At 48.8% G+C, this 18883-nt stretch carries 17 protein-coding genes; 9 read left to right on the top strand and 8 right to left on the bottom strand.

From position 1 onward, the window contains the following. The first annotated feature begins 98 nt into the window (after nucleotides 1-98). Nucleotides 99-1454: an SLC13 family permease gene (locus WS_RS06325; protein ID WP_011139183.1), complete on the top strand. Its 1356-nt coding sequence runs from the start codon at nucleotides 99-101 to the stop codon at nucleotides 1452-1454. 12 nt (nucleotides 1455-1466) lie between these two features. Next, entirely contained in the window at nucleotides 1467-2213 is a 747-nt protein-coding gene (locus WS_RS06330) for a M48 family metallopeptidase (RefSeq protein WP_011139184.1), read from the top strand. On the opposite strand, the gene WS_RS06335 is transcribed toward WS_RS06330, so the two are convergent. Beyond that, nucleotides 2208-2672 carry a low molecular weight protein-tyrosine-phosphatase gene (locus WS_RS06335; RefSeq protein ID WP_011139185.1) on the bottom strand — a complete coding sequence of 155 codons (465 nt, stop codon included), beginning with the start codon at nucleotides 2670-2672 and terminating at the stop codon, nucleotides 2208-2210. The two genes, WS_RS06330 and WS_RS06335, sit on opposite strands and share 6 nt — an antisense overlap. 58 nt (nucleotides 2673-2730) lie before the next feature. Here WS_RS06335 and WS_RS06340 point away from each other — a divergent pair, with 58 nt between their 5' ends. Next, nucleotides 2731-3846 (top strand): metallophosphoesterase, encoded by a 1116-nt coding sequence (locus WS_RS06340; RefSeq protein WP_011139186.1) that lies wholly within the window; start codon nucleotides 2731-2733, stop codon nucleotides 3844-3846. A gap of 57 nt (nucleotides 3847-3903) precedes the next feature. Next, nucleotides 3904-4146: a hypothetical protein gene (locus WS_RS06345; protein ID WP_011139187.1), complete on the top strand. Its 243-nt coding sequence runs from the start codon at nucleotides 3904-3906 to the stop codon at nucleotides 4144-4146. On the opposite strand, the gene WS_RS06350 is transcribed toward WS_RS06345, so the two are convergent. Continuing rightward, nucleotides 4143-4580 (bottom strand): rhodanese-like domain-containing protein, encoded by a 438-nt coding sequence (locus WS_RS06350; protein ID WP_011139188.1) that lies wholly within the window; start codon nucleotides 4578-4580, stop codon nucleotides 4143-4145. The two genes, WS_RS06345 and WS_RS06350, sit on opposite strands and share 4 nt — an antisense overlap. An 89-nt stretch (nucleotides 4581-4669) precedes the next feature. Further along, entirely contained in the window at nucleotides 4670-8020 is a 3351-nt protein-coding gene (locus WS_RS10655) for a PAS domain-containing sensor histidine kinase (protein ID WP_049770663.1), read from the bottom strand. A gap of 131 nt (nucleotides 8021-8151) precedes the next feature. On the opposite strand from WS_RS10655, the gene WS_RS06360 reads away from it, so the two are divergent. Further along, on the top strand, nucleotides 8152-8892 hold the full coding sequence (locus WS_RS06360; protein WP_011139190.1) for an SIMPL domain-containing protein: 741 nt from the start codon (nucleotides 8152-8154) through the stop codon (nucleotides 8890-8892). 15 nt (nucleotides 8893-8907) lie between these two features. Here WS_RS06360 and WS_RS06365 read toward each other — a convergent pair whose 3' ends face one another. After that, nucleotides 8908-9513 (bottom strand): LysE family translocator, encoded by a 606-nt coding sequence (locus WS_RS06365; RefSeq protein ID WP_011139191.1) that lies wholly within the window; start codon nucleotides 9511-9513, stop codon nucleotides 8908-8910. 102 nt (nucleotides 9514-9615) lie between these two features. On the opposite strand from WS_RS06365, the gene WS_RS06370 reads away from it, so the two are divergent. The 4 genes from WS_RS06370 to WS_RS06385 all read left to right on the top strand — a co-directional run bounded on the left by WS_RS06370 (nucleotide 9616) and on the right by WS_RS06385 (nucleotide 13983). Then, nucleotides 9616-9900, top strand: coding sequence for a hypothetical protein (locus WS_RS06370; protein WP_011139192.1), 285 nt, complete (start codon nucleotides 9616-9618; stop codon nucleotides 9898-9900). A gap of 175 nt (nucleotides 9901-10075) precedes the next feature. Next, nucleotides 10076-11968, top strand: a complete 1893-nt coding sequence (locus WS_RS06375) for a methyl-accepting chemotaxis protein (protein WP_129545305.1) — start codon at nucleotides 10076-10078, stop codon at nucleotides 11966-11968. 63 nt (nucleotides 11969-12031) lie between these two features. Further along, nucleotides 12032-13246, top strand: a complete 1215-nt coding sequence (locus WS_RS06380; RefSeq protein WP_011139194.1) for a putative DNA modification/repair radical SAM protein — start codon at nucleotides 12032-12034, stop codon at nucleotides 13244-13246. Between the two features lie 23 nt (nucleotides 13247-13269). After that, nucleotides 13270-13983 (top strand): TIGR03915 family putative DNA repair protein, encoded by a 714-nt coding sequence (locus WS_RS06385; RefSeq protein ID WP_011139195.1) that lies wholly within the window; start codon nucleotides 13270-13272, stop codon nucleotides 13981-13983. Here the strand turns inward: WS_RS06385 and WS_RS11240 are convergent. The 4 genes from WS_RS11240 to WS_RS10660 all read right to left on the bottom strand — a co-directional run bounded on the left by WS_RS11240 (nucleotide 13980) and on the right by WS_RS10660 (nucleotide 18860). Then, entirely contained in the window at nucleotides 13980-15404 is a 1425-nt protein-coding gene (locus tag WS_RS11240; protein ID WP_011139196.1) for a methyl-accepting chemotaxis protein, read from the bottom strand. The genes WS_RS06385 and WS_RS11240 overlap by 4 nt on opposite strands. Beyond that, entirely contained in the window at nucleotides 15379-15882 is a 504-nt protein-coding gene (locus WS_RS06395) for a PAS domain-containing protein (protein ID WP_011139197.1), read from the bottom strand. Before WS_RS06395 ends, WS_RS11240 begins: the two co-directional genes overlap by 26 nt. A gap of 75 nt (nucleotides 15883-15957) precedes the next feature. Beyond that, on the bottom strand, nucleotides 15958-17085 hold the full coding sequence (locus WS_RS06400) for a response regulator (protein ID WP_041571827.1): 1128 nt from the start codon (nucleotides 17083-17085) through the stop codon (nucleotides 15958-15960). A gap of 2 nt (nucleotides 17086-17087) precedes the next feature. Next, nucleotides 17088-18860, bottom strand: coding sequence for a sensor histidine kinase (locus WS_RS10660; RefSeq protein WP_011139199.1), 1773 nt, complete (start codon nucleotides 18858-18860; stop codon nucleotides 17088-17090). Nucleotides 18861-18883 lie beyond the last annotated feature (23 nt).

An 18883-nucleotide genomic window follows, 5' to 3' on the forward strand; every position in this document is an offset into this window, starting at 1 on the left:
AATCTTATCCTAACCTCGTTTAAACTTGGTTTTTGTAGAATAGGGTAACACGCCCCTAGGGGGTGGGATCAAAACCTGAACATAGGGAAAGGAATTTTATGGGGGAGTGGAGAGGGATTCTGATTGGGATGGCTGTGGCGATAGTGGCTTTTTTTGCGGTATCAGAGTATGCTTCCTTGCCTCTAGCTCAATCCCTCTTGGTGGCTTTGGTGGCTTTCATGGTCGTGCTCTGGACTAATGAAGCTCTCCCCCTTGGAATCGTTTCACTTTTACCCATTGTCCTCTTTCCCGCTTTTGAGATTCTCTCGATCCAAAAAACCACCGCCAACTACGCCAATCCCATCATCTATCTCTTCTTGGGGGGATTCATGCTGGCGGTAGCCACAGAGAAGACAGGACTGCACAAGATTATCGCCAAGCGCCTTTTACAAGCTTTTCCCAACACTCCTAGGGGAATCATCGCCTCTTTGGGAATCACCGCCTCTTGCCTTAGTATGATTCTCTCCAACACCACCACCGCCCTGCTCCTCTTGCCTGTAGCCCTCTCTATCTCTGAGGATCGATTCTTAAAGATTCGTTTCCTCTTGGCGGTGGCTTTTGGCGCTAGCATCGGAGGGATCACCACGCCCATTGGAAGCCCACCCAACCTCATCCTCTTAGGCTTCCTAGACAAGCAGGGAATGGATCCTATCGGATTTGCCGCATGGGTAGCGATGATGCTCCCCGTGACGATGATGATGCTCTATATCATGGTGAATGTCCTCTCCTTTAGGAGCGGTGACCACACGCTCAATGCTGAGGCATTTCATGAGGTTCACTTTGATCGCCACCAAAAAAGACTCACTTGGATTTTAGGCATTCTTGTCACGCTACTCTTTGTCAATTCCCCCATCAAGCCCTTCTACTCAGGATTAGGACTCAATGAAAACGCTATTTTGCTAGGATTTGGGATGCTGATGTTTGTCCCCAAAATTGGCTTTTTGGAGTGGAAGGACAGCAAAAAGATTCCCTATGAGATCATGTTCCTCTTTGGGGCAGGATTCTGTATTGCAAGCGCCTTCTCTGACACAGGGCTCGCCCAGAGTGTTTCTAAAGCCCTAGAGCATGTCAGTGCCCTGCCCATTATTCTCATCGTCTTGGCGGTGGCAACGTTTGCTATTTTTGCTACCGAGATACTAAGCAACACCGCCCTCATCTCGATTCTCCTTCCTATTGTCTATGCGGCGGTACACACACTTGATTTCCCCCTGGAAGAGGAGCTCATCATGATCACCGCGACCATCTGCACCAGCTATGCCTTCATGCTCCCCATCGCCACTCCCCCCAACGCCATCGCCATCTCTGGGGGCGACCTCAAGGTCTCTGAAATGGCAAGATTTGGATTCTTGCTCAACATCGCAGGCGTCTTGATTGTCAGTGCCATTGCGCTAAGCTACTGGAAACTTTTCCTCTAAAAGGATTTCCTTGTGAGAGCCCTCCTCCTCTCTTCTCTCCTACTCCTTCTTCTTGGCGGTTGTGTCACCTCCAACCCCTACACTTCGCGTTCTCAGCTCATGCTCATCGACAAAAAAGAGGAGCTCAAAATGGGAAGGGAGGCGAGCGAAGAGATTCTCAAAAATTCCAAAAAAAGCTCTAATATGCAAGCCACCAGGCGTGTGATGGAGGTGGGAACCAAAATCGCTAGAGTTGCCGAGCAGAGTGACTTTGCGTGGGAATTTCACCTCATCGAAGATCCAAGCATCAATGCCTTTTGCCTCCCCGGGGGCAAAGTCTTTGTCTATACGGGAATCCTCACCCTAGTAGAGAGCGATGATGAGCTTGCTGTGGTCATGGGGCATGAGATCGCACACGCTATCGCTCGTCACGGGGCGGAGCGGCTTAGCGTCTCAATGGCGAGCGAGCTAGGGCGGAATCTCATCGGAATCGCTCTAGACATGAAGCAACCTCAGAGCAAAAAGCTCTTTGACACCGCCTATGGAGTGGGTATGAATGTCGGAGTGATGCTTCCCTATAGCCGCACCCAAGAGCTAGAGGCGGATAGAATCGGTCTCCTCCTCATGAAGCGCGCAGGCTACAATCCAAGCGCTGCCCTCACCTTTTGGGAGAAGATGCGGGCAAATCAAGGGGGAGGCAAGGGGAGCGATTTCCTCTCCACCCACCCTAGCGATTCCAAGCGAATCGAGGCGATTCGTCAAGCCATCCCCTCGCTATAGGCGAAGCAGTCCATGATTCTTTAAAAGAGTTTTCACCCCCTCCTCAATCATCTCAAAAACCTTCTCAAACCCCTCTTCTCCGCGGTAGTGGTAGGGGTCGGGAATATCCTGCCCTGCCAATCCAAACTCTCCTAACAAAAAGAGTTTCTCCTGAGGAAAGCCAAATCGCTTCAAATCGGAAAGATTGTTTTGATCCATCGCAATGATAAGATCAAAACGGCTCGCATCCTCTTCCCTCACCTGCCTTGCTCTAAGCATCGAGATATCCACTCCTCTTTTTTGAGCAATCCGCACCGAGCCCTCACAAGGAAGCTCCCCCCTATGCCACGCACCCGTGCCTGCCGAATCAAGCTCTAGCTCCACCCCCTCATATTCCGCTAGATTTCTAGCGATCCCTTCGGCTAGCGGAGAGCGGCAGATATTTCCCAGACAGACAAAAAGAATCGAACGAACACTCAAAAAAGACTCCTTAAATAAGATACAATGGATCGACTTTTAACCCAAGGCCTGTTGCTCAATGATCAAAATACTCTTTCCTCTTTTGCTTCTAGGGAGCTTTACGCTCATCCACTATTTGGCCTACAAGGTAGGGTCACGCCTCCTCTTTGAACATCCAAGAAGCCGCCAAGTGGCCAGAATCATCCTTGGGTTCAATCTCCTCTGCGTCCTTGGGTATCTTTTATCGCGCTATTTTATCACGACTCCACCCGCGCTCTACTTTATCTTTTCACTCTCCATAGGGCTTGGCTTCATTCTTTTGGTGACTCTTTTGCTTTGGCTCCTCTTCACTCCTTTGCTCTTTTTGCCCTTAAAACCCTCTAGACGCCTCGCACTCAAAAAAAGCTTGGGATACGCTAGTGGACTCTTTTTGACAGGATATAGCACCGCTTCGCTCATCGAGGGAAGGTTGCCTCCAGAGGTGGTGAAGCTCTCCTTAAAGCTCCCTCGCCTGCCTCAATCCTTTCGAGCCATCCAGCTTAGCGATCTGCATATTGGAGGATTGATCGAAGAGCACTACATGGAGGCACTTGGAGAGAGAATCAACGCCCTCAAGCCCGACATGATCTTTCTCACGGGTGATATTACTGATGCCTCGTGCGAACAGATTCGCACACCCCTAGAAAAGCTCAAAGCCCTTCAAGCGCCCCTAGGAATCTATTTTGTGAGCGGGAATCATGAATTTTTCCACGGCATCCAAAAAACAATGGATTTCCTAAGGGAGATGGGAATTGTTGTCTTAGAAAACGATTCTCGCACGATTGAGGGGCTGGTCAATATTGCTGGTGTGCATGACCTCTTTGGACGAAGAATCGGCTTTTTGGAACCTGATTTAGAACAAGCCCTCTATGGAATCGACCCCTCGCTTCCCACGATTCTCCTCGCTCATCAACCCAAATTTGCCAAAGAAGCCCTAGGCTATCCTGTCGATCTCATCCTCTCAGGCCACACCCATGGGGGCCAAATCGCCCCTTTTGGGCTTTTGGTGAGGCTGGATCAAACCTATCTCCAAGGGCTCTATGAGCTCTCGCCCCAAACTAGACTCTATGTCAATCCAGGCACAGGCTTTTGGGGCCCTCCCATGCGATTCCTCTCTAGGGCTGAGATCACACTCTTTGAATTCACCCCCTCTTGATCGTCTCTGGTTTCTGCTATGATAGGAGAGTGATTTTGCATCCAAAAAGGGCAAAGAATGGAGACGCAAAGCGATCAGATTGAGGCACAGGAAGAGCGCTCAAAGCTCTTGACGGCGAGATTTTATGAGGTGCTAGAGGGGCTTGGGGTTAATACAGCGGATATTTCTAGAGAGCAGATTATGAAGATTCACTGCATCTTTGATGGTTGGAAAAAAAGCTTGAAAGAGAGCTGTCGTATAGAGGTCTGCTTTGATCTCTATACGCGCTCTTACGATGTCGTAGTGATTGCCGAAAACTAGGGCTTTACAAGAACATCGGTGATTTTATCGCGTGGCCAGCCTTGTTGTCCTTTAGTGAGGATAAAGAGTCGCTCTTTGGCGATTCCCTTACTCATCATATAATCGTAGGCTTTCTCTGCGCCCCCACCGCCTCTAGGGCAGACAATGACAATAGGCTCATCTTTTCCAAGTTTTGCAATAGCACTATCTAGCTTGGCTCTCTCCTCATCACTTTTGACGGGATAGGCATAAGTGGGAATCGCGCCTTTGAGGTGCTCAGCGTCAAACTCTTTTTCCACTTGAATGTCCACAAGGCTCACAGGCTTGCTCTCACGAATGAGCGTAGCCGTCTCTTCGGCGCTAATCATGTTATATTTGCCACCAAAAATTCCAAAACCTGAAAAGGCAACCACAGCGACGAATGCTAGGGCAATCGTTCCGATGATCTTTCTCATTTTTTAACTCCATTCCCGATAGGTTTAGCCCCCAACCGAGAGCCACGGGAAAGGAATATTTTACCTAAAGAGGCTTAAAAAGGCGCCCCTTAGGCAATCGCCTCACCCATGGGTAAAACAATCTCAAAAACCGCACCCTCATCGTCATTGTAGGCTTTAAGCACCCCACCCATCTTCTCCTCGATAATCACCCTAGAGAGCGAGAGTCCTATGCCCATCCCGCGTGCCCCCTTGGTCGAACTAAAGGGCTCAAAAATCTTCTCTGGAAGCAACTCAGGCGCAATGCCTCCTCCGTTATCCCTAAAGCACGCCACCACCTCCTTGGATCCTTTGGTGATCTCCACCCAAAGGCGCGGCTCTTGGGTTTGACGCTCCAAAAAGACATCCCTGGCATTATTGAGGATGTTGAGCACCACTTGCTTAAACTCTCCGCTATAACCAAAGGCGATCACCCCTAGCTCTCCTTTGATTTTAAACTCAATGCCCGCTTTGGCAAACTCCCCATGAACAAGATTCCCCACCGAACCAATGGCTTTGGAGAGGAGAAAAAACTCTTTCTCTTTGGACGGCTTAAAGAAGTTTTTAAAATCCTCCATAGTGGTGGCCATGAAATTGACCATCTCGACCATCTTTTGGCAATCCTTGAGCACCAACTCCTTCTGGAGCGCCTCCTCCTTGGCATCCAACTCAAGGCTCTGAATCAGAATCGAGAGGACATTGAGTGGCTGTTTCCATTGATGCGTGATGGCTCCGATCATGCTACCAAGCTCCGCTTGTTTGGACTGCTGAATAAGGTAAGCCTGCTCTCTCTCCCTTGCGCGCTCCAGACTTCTCACCTCCGTCACATCGCGCCAAATTGCAAAAATCCTTGCTTTGCCCTCAACTTGCGCAGGGATAAGAATCGTCTCCAAGAGCACCTCTTGCCCTAGGCGATTCTCATAGATTCTCTCAATCTTTTGATTCATCTCCTCCTCTTTGAGAGGAATTTTTTCACCTTGGAGAAGTTCAAAAACCCCTCTCCCCTGCAGTGCTTCCATCTCTTCACCAAGCATCCCTAGGGCTGCAGGATTGGCCTCTAGGATATTTCCACCCCCATCAAGAATCAAGAATCCTTCAGGACTCTTCTCAAAGAGAATCCTGAAGCTCTTCTCGCTCTCTAAGCGCTTGCCTAGCTCATATTCGACCTCTTGCCCAAGAATCTGATTGAAATCACTCAGCGCCTCCTCCATCTGCTTGTGCTCGGTGATATCCGTAAAGATTCCAATCATGCGAGCCGCTTCCCCTTGGGCATTTCGCTTCACCACCATGCCCCTGGAGAAAATCCAGCGATAACCTCCCTCCTTACAATTCACGCGAAACTCATCCGCGTATTGCCCCTCTCCCTCTTTGAGGAATCGATAGAGGGTCGATAAGACACGCGCTCTATCCTCTTTGAGGATAAAACTGGAGGCCTGCTCCATACTCTCGCCCATCTCGCCCCGAGCATAGCCAAACATCTCTTGCAATCGAGCGGACAAGAAGAGTCTATCCTCCATCACCCCCCAATCCCAGATTCCATCCCCTGAACCCTCCAGTGCAAACTCCCATCTCTGCTGGCTCTCTTTGAGCGATTCTTCAATGAGATGACGCTCGGTGATATCCCTCACATAGCCATACCACCTCACTGCTCCCTCCTCTTTCTGAGGGGCAGCATTCACCTCGATCCATCGATACTCTCCCCCTACCCCCCAAATACGAAACCGATTATGCGGCGCGGTGAGATTTTGAGCGGCATGACTGAATATCTCGCGCAGCCTCTCCCTGTCCCCCTCCTCGATTCTCTCCCAAAAAAGAAGGGAATTTTGCTCTAGCTCGTGAGCCCTCAAACCCAAAAGCCTCTCTGATCCCGCACTCACATAGGGAAAGCTCTCGCCTCCTCTATCCAAAAAGAGATATTCAAAGAAGAACCCCAAAAGGTTATTAGCGATCTTTTCTAGGCGCTTGGAGAGATTCTGCTGGAGTGTCATGAGGTTTTCAACCCTCACCTTTTCAGTGATATCCTTAAAGATCACCACCGCACTCTTTTCACCTTCGCACTCCTCCAAGAGGTAGCTTGAAACAGAAACGACAAACAAAACTCCATTTTTTCGCCTAAACATCTCCCTGCCCTCATAGGAGATTCCCTTTTTGATCGTGCGAAGGATAGGGCAGTCCGCACCTCTTAAATAGCGATTTCCCTGATGAGAGTGGAAAAGCTCATGAGAATTCTCTCCTACAAGCTCCTCTTTGGTGTAGCCGAGCATCTCGCATGCCTTGGGGTTGGCATAGGTGGTTGAACCTTGGGCATCAAGCAACAAAAGCCCCTCTGTCATCTTGGAAGAGACAAGCTCCCAGCGCCTCTGGCGCCTTTTTTCCTGATTCTTTGAGTGAAAAAACCAAACCGCTCCCAAGACCAAAAGAAGGAGAACCGCCTGCACCGCTCTTAAAAGATGACGATAATACTCATCCAGAACTGCCAAACTAGGCGCCTTAGCGATTGTCACAAGCTGAGCAAACACCTCTCCTGAATACTCCTTGATGGGCGTAGCGACCACCACCAAAAAGCCCGATTCATCTTCCATCACCTGCCCCACGGAGAGCTCTTGGCTAAGCAAAATAGGGGTAGGATTGGGGCTTTTGAGACGCTCAGTCATCTCAATATACTCTCCCAGCCGATTCGCCTCTCCAAACTCCTCTAGCAAAAACCACTCAGAACCAAAAGCACTCCCAAAGCTCTTGTAGCGGGTATTTTTAAGCAATCTCTCCATCCTCTCGCCTCGCTTAAAGATGACGAAGAGCTCCTTGTCCGCCTGAGTAGCGGCAAGCTTGCGAAGGATTGATTTAAAAGAGAGCCCGAGCTCCACGCTTCCTATGTGCTTTTCCCCTTCCATCAAAGGGAAAAGACTCTTGTACCCCACCGTGGTGGTGCCGACCACAAAGCTATGTTGCGGAAGAAGGGTTTGATTGAGCTCGCCCAAAATAGAGGCTTGAGGAATCCTCTCTCCTGCAATCTCAGGAAGATGCGCGCGAAAAATGATGCGATTATCGGGCGAAAAGAACCCAACATTATCGATTCCTCTTCCTTGAAGCAGCTCATAAAGCGGGGTGATCTCTTGGCTCAATGCCAATCTAGCCGAAAGAGATTTTCTCTCATCCAAGGAGAGAAGCTCAGGAAAACGGCTCAGATAAGCTTGGGGCTCAATGAATGCCTTGAAGTAGCTCTCGCTCATTTGACGATGAAACTCCACCATCGTTTCCAAGGAGAGCTGCTGAAGCTCTATCTCTTTTTGAACCGCTAAATCAAACGCTCTGGAGCGCTCTTGTTGCAGATAGAGATAGACAAGAAGCGCTAGCGAGGCGCCCACCAAGGCACTCCAAAGAAAGGTTTTCAAGATTGAAGGAAGAGAAGATAGAAGTTTCACAGCAAGGTTCTCATTTGATAATCGTTATTTTTTGTTTATAATTTTTATAGTTTTAGCGAGCAAAGTTGATATTCTATCGAATTTTTTGATTGTGCTATACTAGGAAAAAATAAAGTTCCAAAGGAGCTCCTATGCGAATCATCCTCCTCTCCCTTCTCCTCTTTTTCTCTTTCTCGTTGGCTAAATCCGAAGAGAGCCTTGAGGGCTTCACTCTCTCACGAGAAATCTCCCTCCAAGAGAAGGTCACCCCTAGTCGCTATCTCTCTAGCCCAAGCCTCAGAGCGAGCGAATACCTGCGAAACAAGCCCGACCTCACTTCGGCTGAAAAAGCTCAAATCACCCAAGCACTCAATCAGATTCTTGATCGCGTCTCTAAAGAGAAGTTTTGCAAAGGGGGCAGCTACTCCATTGACCCTCTTTATGAGTTCAACGAGGGTCGTCAAAAGCTCATCGGACACCAGCTCTTTTTAAATCTCTCTTGCACCCTTAAAAACGAAGAGATCGCTCGCTTTAACGCGCTCATCAATGACATCGACAAGATGGCCTCAGGCAGCGGATTCCTTCTCTTTTCTGTCCCCTCACTAAGCGCCACCTTGAGCTCTGAAGATATAGCCATGGCCAAAGAGGCGGCCTATGAGAAGATCTTGGCTTTGGCACTTGATAAGGCCAAGGAATATTCCCAAATTGCCCTCAAAAAGTGTTCGCTCATCGGGGTTGAGTTTGATTCGACTCCCTCAATGACCCCAAGAGTCATGAGCGCTAGACTCAAAAGTGGCGATTCAATGGAGAGCTCTGCCATTGAGCCCGGAGTGCCTCTAGTGCAAGAGGAGGATCTCCCCATTAGCGCCCAAGTCACCTATCGTTGCAAATAAGAGGGGTTTTCCCTCTTAAAGCCACCGGCTTAGCACCCCCACCCAAAGCGTCAAACCAAACCAAGCCATCACTCCCGCTGAAAAAAGGCTAAAAAAGGCCGAAATTCGAGGAGAGATGAGGTGTTTGGTTTTGTAAATCAAAAAGGGCAAAAAGGTGATCCAGCACAAAATCGCTATCACTAATCCTACAATCAGCCACTGCCCTTGATATTTGGGTGAAGCGGTCAAAGAGGCGACAGAGAGCCAAAAAGCGATCGTGTAGGGATTAGAGAGAGTGAGGAGATAGCCCTTGGCTAGACTTTTGAAGAAAGGGTGATGCTTTTGTGATCGCTCTTGGATGCTCTGATTTCGTCCCTTATAAAGCAGCAGCGAAAGATAAAGGAGAAATGCCCCTCCAAGAAGGGATAGAATCTCTTGAATGAGGAGCGATTCCAAAAAGAGATGGAATCCAAGAAGAGTCACTCCTAAATAGGTGAGATCGGCCAACATCGCACCAAATCCAACTCCAAAAGCACTTCTAGCGCTACTTAGGGCGGTGTTCATAATAAGAACATTGATGGGGCCAAGAGGCACCGCCGCCCCCAATCCTAGCAAAATTCCTTGCAAAAGCGAACCAAGCAAACTCTATCCTTGATAAAGAGATTTTCTTTATAATAAACTGACGAAAAAGTGCTATGATACCCCAAAGGCTCTTTAAAAAGCCCACCCAAAAAGGAGGACGCCATGCAAATCAACGCCTCTTCTATCCAAGCCCATAGCTCTTGGATGAACAACTCTTCTCACAATGTTGCCAATGTCAACACCCAAGGGTTTGGGGCGCTCCAAACCAATTTAGAGGAGAGCCCCACTCAAGGAATCACCGCCAATAGCTCCAAAGGCGAGGGAGCTACCGATCTTGCCAAAGAGCTCCCTGAACAAATGATCGCCGAACGGGGAATCGAGGCTAACGCCCAGACCATCAAAACCTACCATGATGTGCTTGGCACCGTTTTAGACCTTAAAGCCTAACGCCTCTGTGCCAAGACTTCTCTTGGCGCACCCTTAGCTTGTCATTTTTTTGTCATACAAATCGCTTATAACTTCAAAAACTCCTCCAAAGGCTTGCTGATGAAACGATTTGCTTCACTTGGTGTAGGCTCCAAGGTCACGCTAATTCTCTCTATACTTACTGGTTTTGTGTGCCTTGCTCTTCTCAGGCGCCAACCACTTCCAAGCCTCTCAAACCATCAACGAACTCAATCACTCCGCTCAAAATCAAAGCGCCAAGAGCGGAGCGCTCTTTATTGAAAACTACTTCCAAGAAAAGCTTCGTGTCGTCCAAGGTCTAGCGGGTTTCATCCATCCTCAATCCAGAAGCGATGAGGCAAGAATCCATGAAACCCTTAAGACCATCGAAAAAAGTGGCGGTTTTGACCTTGTCTTTGTTGGATTTGAAGAGGATGGACGAATGATTCGATCCAATGGTCGCCACCAGCTTCCCAAAGATGGATACGATCCCCGCACTCGTTCATGGTACAAGGAGGCCAAAGAGCGTAAAAGCGCTGGAATCACCAAGGCCTATATCACCTCCACGGGGAACAAAATGGCCATCTCCTTTTTCACCCCCCTCTATCAAGACAACGCCCTTCTTGGGGTGGTGGCCTCAGATCTCTCTTTGGAAAATCTCCAAAAAGAGATTCTAAAACTTCAAGGTTCCCCTTCACACTACTCTTTTGTTCTCGATCAAGAGAATCGTCTCCTTGTTCACCCCGACAGCGCTCTCCTCATGCAGTCTCTCGCCCCCTACAATGAGCTTCCTGCCCACCTAAGCGCTCACCCTCAAACCCCGTGGCACTACAACGATAAAGGAGTGGAGCGCATTGCCTCTTGTGCCCCCCTTGGCTCTCAAGGCTGGCTCTTTTGCTCTTCTTTACCCCTAGATGAACACGCTAAACATCTCGACCGACAACTTCAAAACTCTATCGTCATGGGTGTCTTGTTTATCCTGTTTGGAATAGCTGCCCTCTACTGGCTTCTAGGAAGGATGCTGAGCCCCATTGGAGCGCTTCAGGGCGGATTGCAACGATTCTTTGACCTGCTCCATCACAAAAGCGACACCTGCCCTCCTCTCTCCATCAAAGGAGAGGATGAATTTGGGGTGATGGCGCGTCTCATTAACGAGAATGTAGAGACCACCCTTAAAAACCTCTCCCAGGATCGCTCTTGCGTCAAAGATGCAATTTTGATGGTTCAAGAGATCAAAGAGGGGCGTCTCACAGGAGAGATCAAGGCCACCCCCAGCCATCCTCAACTCTTAGAGCTTAAAGCGCTGCTCAATGAGATGGTCGCCACCCTTCGTCAAAAAATCGGCGCCGATGCACGAGTGCTGCTAGAAAACCTCCATGCCTTCTCTCGCTATGACTTCTCCGTATTTCCACCTGAGGCCCAAAGCGAAATGGAGAAGAGCATTGAAAAGATCGCTAGAGAGATCTCTTCCTTGCTAGAAGAGAATATCGCCTCCTCCAAGCTCCTCGACCAAAAAGCCAAACTCCTTAAAGAATCAATGCAAACCCTCTCTCAAGGTAGCAATGAACAGGCAGCTAGCCTTCAGCAGAGTGCCGCCGCTATTGAAGAGATGAGTAGCTCTATGCATAGTGTCAATGATAGAACCTCTGAGGTGATCAAACAGTCTGAAGAGATTAAAGGGGTGATTGGAATCATTAGAGACATTGCCGATCAAACCAACCTACTGGCTCTAAATGCTGCCATTGAAGCTGCAAGAGCAGGAGAGCATGGAAGAGGATTTGCAGTCGTTGCCGATGAAGTGAGAAAGCTAGCGGAGAGGACTCAGAAGTCTTTAGGAGAGATAGAGGCTAATACCAATGTTCTAGTTCAATCGATTAATGAGATGGGAGAGAGCATTAAAGAGCAAGCCCAAGGAATCACTCAGATCAATGAGGCTATTGCCCAACTTGATACCGTAACTCAACAAAATGCCAGTGTGGCGGATAAGACGGATGGGATAGCGACAGAGGTGAGCCAGCTGGCCATCTCTTCACTTGATGAACTCAAGCGATTCCGCTTTTTAGAGAAGTAGTTTTATAGATTGCATTTTGCAATATTATAGAGAGGCTCTAGCCTAGAGGGATAGAATCCCTCCATGACCCTAGAAGAGAAACTCGCCCTCCTATCTGATTCGGCCAAATATGACGTCTCGTGCGCTAGCTCTGGAGGCAAAAGCCCCTCTAGCTTGCCCGCTGGTGTCTGCCACAGCTTCACTAGCGATGGGCGCTGCGTCTCGTTATTAAAGATTCTTCTCACCAATCACTGCATCTATGATTGTGCCTACTGCATCAATCGCGCCTCGATGGATCGCCCCAAGGCCAAATTCTCTCCCGAAGAGATTGCCTCTCTCACGATAGAGTTCTATCGTCGTAACTATATTGAGGGGCTTTTTCTAAGTTCTGGAATTTTTAAAAGTCCTGATGAAACCATGCAAGAGATCATCCTTACCCTAGAGCTTCTGCGCCACACCCATCAATTCAAGGGCTACATCCACGCCAAAATTATCCCTGGTAGCTCTAGCGAACTCATCCACAAGCTCTACAGACTCGCGGATCGAGTGAGTTCCAATATCGAGCTTCCTACTAGTCGCTCTCTCGCCCTTCTCGCCCCCCAAAAAGAGAAGAGCGATGTCCTCTCCCCCTTTTTATTGCTTCAAAAAAACCAATCACTCTCCACCCCCAAGGCGAGCACCCAGATGATCATTGGCGCTAGTCCTGAGAGCGACGCGGAGATTCTTGCGACCTCAGAAGCACTCTACTCAAGAAGGCTTCTTTCGCGCGTCTACTACTCCGCCTTCACCCCCACCACCCACGATTCGCGTCTCCCCCTCATCACCTCTCCCCAAACTCTCCTTCAGCGCGAACATCGACTCTATCAAGCGGATTGGCTTCTGCGATTCTATGGATTTAACGCTAGGGAGCTCTTCTCCACAACCCGCCTCAATCTCGGTCTTGATTTTGACCCAAAGACCCTTTGGGCACTTGAAAACCTCCACCTCTTCCCTCTTGATCCACACTACGCCCCCAAGGAGATGCTCTTGCGAGTTCCGGGAATTGGCGTGAAAAGCACACTCGCCCTACTTAGAGCGAGGCGTTTTGGCCGACTTTATGAGAGCGATCTGAAGCGCCTAGGAATCTCTCTCAAAAAGGCGCGCTATTTCCTAGCCCTCCAAGGCAAACCTCTCTCTCCTTTCAAGCTTGAAGAATCTCGCCTTCGCCAAGAGTTGCGCTCTCTCTCCAAGACCCCTTTGGTGCGCCCCACTCTTTTTGATTTTTACCATCTCAATCCTGCGCTAAGTGGTGAGTTATGATCTTTAGAATCCAAGGGGATGAGGTGAGTTTTTTGACCTTAATTGATCACCTCTATCGACACGCCCTCATGCCTGAGGCGATTCACACCCTCAAAGAGAGGAGAGGCAAAATAGAAGGCTCTTTATGGGGTGAGCGGGAGATCATAGGAGAGGAGGAGGTGGCGCAAAAGGTGTGGAAAGCGATTCTAGCGCGCTTTGATTCAAAGAGCATCTCCCTCCTTAGAGACGCTTTTCTCGCCCCCTCACCCCCCTTTTTAGAGATGCTCTCTTTTGTGATTTTAGGCTTTAAAGAGCCCAAATTCCTCCAAAATCCAAATATCCCTTGCGTGAGAAATCTAGAGCGCCTTCACAGGGCCATCCATCGAGAAATCCATCGCTACATAGGTTTTTTGCGTTTTAAAGAGAAGGAGGCGGGATGGCTCTATGCCGCTTTTGCCCCTCAATATCTAATCTTAGAGCCCCTAGGGGATCACTTCGCTCAAAGAATGGGTCAAGAATCGTTCATCCTTCATGATGAGGCTAGGGGAAGTGCTTTTTTCTACTCACAAGGAAGGAGGACGATCAAAACAGGGGTGAGCGTTACCAAAAAGGAGAATGAAGAGAAGAAAGGAACATGGGAAGAGCGCTGGAGGCTTTTCTTGGAGAGCGCCACGATTCCAGAGAGGAGAAACGAGAATCTCCAGCGCTCTCTTCTTCCCCTCTCCTATCGAAGATTCATGACTGAATTTGAGCCTTAGCGCCTTTGCGCCTTCTCATCAATCATCTTCTCCATGAGATCAAAGAGTTGTGCACTGGCAGCTTCTACCTCCTTGAACTTATTGACCATCGAGAGAGAATCGCATACCTTTTTCGTCACGCACTCCACCGCCTCAATCGCCCTCTGATGGACGATCTTGTGCGGCTCTTTGATGAGGGGATAGCTTGGCGTATCGCCATAAAGCCCCTTGCCCTCTTCATCATACCAATGCCCAAATCGACACTCATGATGGTTGACCAAAACCCCCTCAAGATTACCTGTCGTGGCGGCATGATAGGCATTATCTTTAAAGACAACATGATCGACCATGACGAGATTAAGAAAGATTCGACTCTTAATATCTTGGATGGAGTGATTGACATCCACGGTCGTATCGTTGAGACCTCGAAGCGTCTGTTCAAAATCTCGCATGATCACATTGAAGCGCTCAATCACCTCATTCATCTCTTCAGAATTGGTGTGAATATCTCCGCTATCTTGCTGAAGAATCTGAATGGAGGCGCGAATCTCTCCCGTGGCCTTTTGGGTCTTTTCGGCCAGCTTTCTCACCTCTTCAGCCACCACGGCAAATCCTCTTCCATGCTCTCCCGCCCTAGCGGCCTCAATGGCAGCATTGAGAGCGAGGAGGTTGGTCTGCTCGGAAATGTCGTTGATGAGATTGATGATAGAGTTGATCTCCGAGGAGCGATTGAGAAGCATTTTGGTCGCCTCTTTATTGGAGGCGATGAGCTCAGTGAGGGAGTGGAGACTATCGACCACCTGCTGAATCTCACCGATTCTTCCGCCTGATTCTTTAGCGGCCCCCTCCACGCCCTTGGCGATCTCTTCAAGCTTGTCCACGCTTCTCATGAAGCTTTTTTGGAGATGCCCTAGCTGCTCTTTGTTCTGATTAACCTCATAAAGCTCCGAGGCAACCCCTTCTTTGAGGGCATTAAGGTGGTTTTGGCGCATCACCTCAACGGTTTGGTTGGTCTTACTCCCCTCTCTAGCAAAGGTCGGGTTCATCCCTTCGACCATAAACTTTCGAAAGAATCGATTCTGGCTAGCGTAACGAATGGCCGTGTCGCTCTCCCTGATGAAGGTCTCCACCTGATCCAAAAGGTTGTTAGAGCTTCGAGCGATACTGCCTACGGTTCCGAAATCTTTGATGTGCGTGACTCGCGGCTCAAAATTCCCCTTGGCCGCTTCATCCATCACCGCCTTGACCTTCTCGATACAGAAGCGCATTCTTTGCAACTGATAGAGTAGCAATCCCACCGCTATGATAGAGACCAAAAATCCTGTGAAAGCGATCCAATGGAATCCTATCAACCACGCCTGCACCACATCGCCAATCACCAAGAGAGCAATGAGGAGCCAACCAAGCCCTAGAGCATTAGAGAGATAGGATGTATTCTTCATAACTTTTCCCTTGTTGTTTTAAAATCTCTTGCAAATGGCGCTCAGAGCCCTCCATCCCTTGGCTCTTCTCGATCTCAAGGAGCTGTTTGTAAAGAGGCTTGATTACCCCCAAGGCTTCAACCTTTGGCTTGCGCCGCACGGAGTAGTATCCCACCACTTGATTCTTGTGATCAAAAGAGGGGGTGACATTGGCAAGCACCCAGTAATAGGAGCCATCTTTGGATAGATTCTTCACGTAAGCGTTGATCTCTTCGCCTTTTTTGATGTAATCCCATAAAAATTTAAAAATGACTCTAGGCATATCAGGATGACGCACGATATTGTGATGCGCCCCCAAAAGCTCTAGCTCTTTATATCCGGAGAGCTCGATAAAGAGGTCGTTCCCATAGGTGATTCGCCCTTTGGTGTCGGTTTTGGATACAACAATCTCACTCGCTTCAAAAACCCGCTCATGATCATTAGGAATGGGTCTATTCATTGACTTTCCTTGTGCTGAATTTTATTTTTTATATATTTTTTAAACCCTAAATAGATTGGCGCGATTGTAGGGCTTTCAAGCTAACGGCGAGTTGAATTTTTTGGGATTCCTGCTCAGCGTAATCTCCAAACCCCGAATCTCCCCTCGGTCCACGATCTTGATCATCCCATCAAAGTAGCGCCGCAAAAGATGCTGAGCCACAAAAAGCTCCATATCGCGGCGCTTCTCCTCAAAGCCTCCCGCAAAAGGCTCGAACATCACCTCACTCCAGCACCTCCCCGCACAAGCCACATCCGCCATCCAAATCTTCACCTCGCCCTCAAAACTCTCGCAAACCACCCGCACCAATAGCTCTCCTCGATTCACCTGATCGCACAACGCCATGATGGCCTTAAAGACCTCCAGCAATATCTGCACCAGCATCCCTTTGAGCCCAAAAATCACCTCATCATTCCCTTCGATTTCTAAGAGACATCTCGCCTCCTGCGCCAAAGGTTCCGCAATCTCAAAGGCATCTTTTAAAACCGTGTGAAGCCCAAAGTGACGCCCCACCTCCTCTTTGGCAAAAAATGTATCTGAGAATCGAGAGATGACACGAGAGAGGCGGAGCGATTCGGTCACGATTTTATCCGCAAGATGATGGGTGTCTTCATGCCCCTCAATACCCCTCTCATCCAAATTGAGCTTAATATTTTCGGCGGTGATACTAATGACATTGAGAGGTTGGCGCCAATGATGAGCGATAAGGCGAATAAGCTCTTTTTTGGATTCAAAGAGAAGCGAACGGATTCTCTCTTGCTCTGCCTCCTCTTTTTTGAGCTTGGCAAGCTTGATATGCCTGAAATCCTCTAGAGTCTCCATCAGCCGTCCAGGTTCAATGGGTTTAGGAAGGAAGAGATGAACCCCAAGCTCGATGGCTTTAATGAAGTATTTCATCTCACTAAAAGCGCTAATGACGATGACATAAGGCTTGGCTCCACCGGCTTTGATGCGATCTAGCATCTCCAGCCCCCCAAGCTTTGGCATTCGAATATCAGTGATGATCACATCAGGGGCGTGCAACCCAAAAAGCCTCTCTCCCTCTTCGCCATCCCCCGCGCTCCAGACTTCAGGAAAATGGTTCGAGATGATCGTGCTAAGCCACTCTCTCGCATCCGTATCATCTTCAACAATCAAAATCTTTAGGGCTACCTCTCTCTCCATTTTCATGCCTCCTTAGAAGGAAAAAATTTCAAGCGAAACTTCGCACACTCTGGATCAACCAGCTCAATCTCCCCTTGAAGATGCTTTTTCAAAATGACTTGACTCATATAAAGCCCCACACCCGTTCCCTCTTTTTTGGTGGTGAAGTAGGGCTCAAAAACTCTCTTAGCGACCTCCAAAGGAATCCCTCCCCCGCTATCGCTCACCTCCAAACAGATCGCTCCTTCTGATTCATAGCCTTGGATGTGGATAATTTTTTGAGGCGGACAGTTGGATTGAATCGCGTCTCTAGCATTGCCAATGAGATTGAGAATCACTTGGGTGAAATCTCCCTCCACGCAAGAGATCTCCAAATGAGGCGGGATCTCCACCTTGCACTCAATTCCATGATAGGCCAAAGAGGCGTCCAAAATGCGAATCGTCGAAGTGACCATCTCTTTAATTGAGCGCCTTTTGCGCTGGCGCTGAGGACGGAAAAAATCCCGAAAATCATCAATTGTCTTAGACATCAGCTGAATAATACGCCGACTCTCCTGATAAACCCCCTCAACCGAGCTTTGAGTGAGTTTTCCCTCATTTGATTCTTCTTTTAGCTGATAGAGAATCATCCCTAGCACATTGAGGGGTTGGCGCCACTGATGAGCAATATTGCCCACCATTTCGCCCATCGCCGCCATCTTGCTCTGCTGGATGAGCATCTGCTCGTTTTCAAGATTCTTGCGAATCTCCTCTTGCACACGGCTCTCTAGATGGCGGTTGAGCTCTAGACGATTCTCCTCTAGAAGTTTCTCTCTAGTGAAATCCCTAGCAATTCCTAAGATTCCCACCACCTTGCCTCGCAAAAGAATGGGGCTCTTGGTGATAGAGAAGAAGAATCTTCCCCTCAAAGGATGCCCTCCGCCATACTCCAAACGGATATTTTTTCTGAAGCGCACCACCTCTTCGTCGCTCTTTTGAGTGAGTCGTAGCTGCTCTGCATCCAAAATATCTGCATCGCTCAGCCCCTCCATGCTCTCCTTGCCAAAAAAGTCGCAAAAGGCCTTATTTGCCCCCAAATAGCGCCCATCAACCCCTTTATAAAAGATCAAATCATCGGTCGTATCAATCAAGTTTTTGATGATTTTATTTTGACGATCGCTCTCTCCATGAAAAATTCGAAAAACCCAAAGCGCAATGAGGATCAAAAATCCCCCTTCGCCAAAAACTCTGTAGAGCTGGTGGGAGAGCGCCTTTTTCACATAGGCTACATCCACCTCAGCGCAGGCCAGATAGACGCGCCCTCCAGGACTCACTTGGGGGATAAAAATCGTCCTGAAGCTTCCCCATCGATCCTCATACTCATCCACTCCTCGCTCCCGATTCCCTAAAGCGGCTTTGAGCTTGGAGCTGGCGTCATTGTAGAGCTCAAAATATTGCACATAATTACCCAGTCGCTCCTCTTCTTGGGAGCGACTGCTCGTGGTGAGGTAATAATCCTCTCCCTCTTTGATCACGGTGTAGAGGAAATGAAGTCCATTGGCACGCGCATATTGCGTCAATCGAACGATATTACGCTCATCCTCTTCGGCTGAAATCGACCCTGCCCCGTAAGCACGATCATGAAAATCTTCCGCCAAAATTTTGGGAATCGCGCTCGCAGCCGTGTGAAGATTGCGATCGATTCCTTCTAAAATGCTCTCTTTGGTGCTCTGGTAGGAGAAGGCCATGTAGATCAAAATCCCCATCGTATAACCCCAAAAAGCCAGCACAAAGAGCCATCGATTCTCCTTTACCATAGGGTTTTCCCCCTATAGGAGCA

Origin of the sequence: Wolinella succinogenes DSM 1740, assembly GCF_000196135.1 — a bacterium.
In the GTDB taxonomy this organism is placed as follows: Bacteria; Campylobacterota; Campylobacteria; order Campylobacterales; family Helicobacteraceae; genus Wolinella; species Wolinella succinogenes.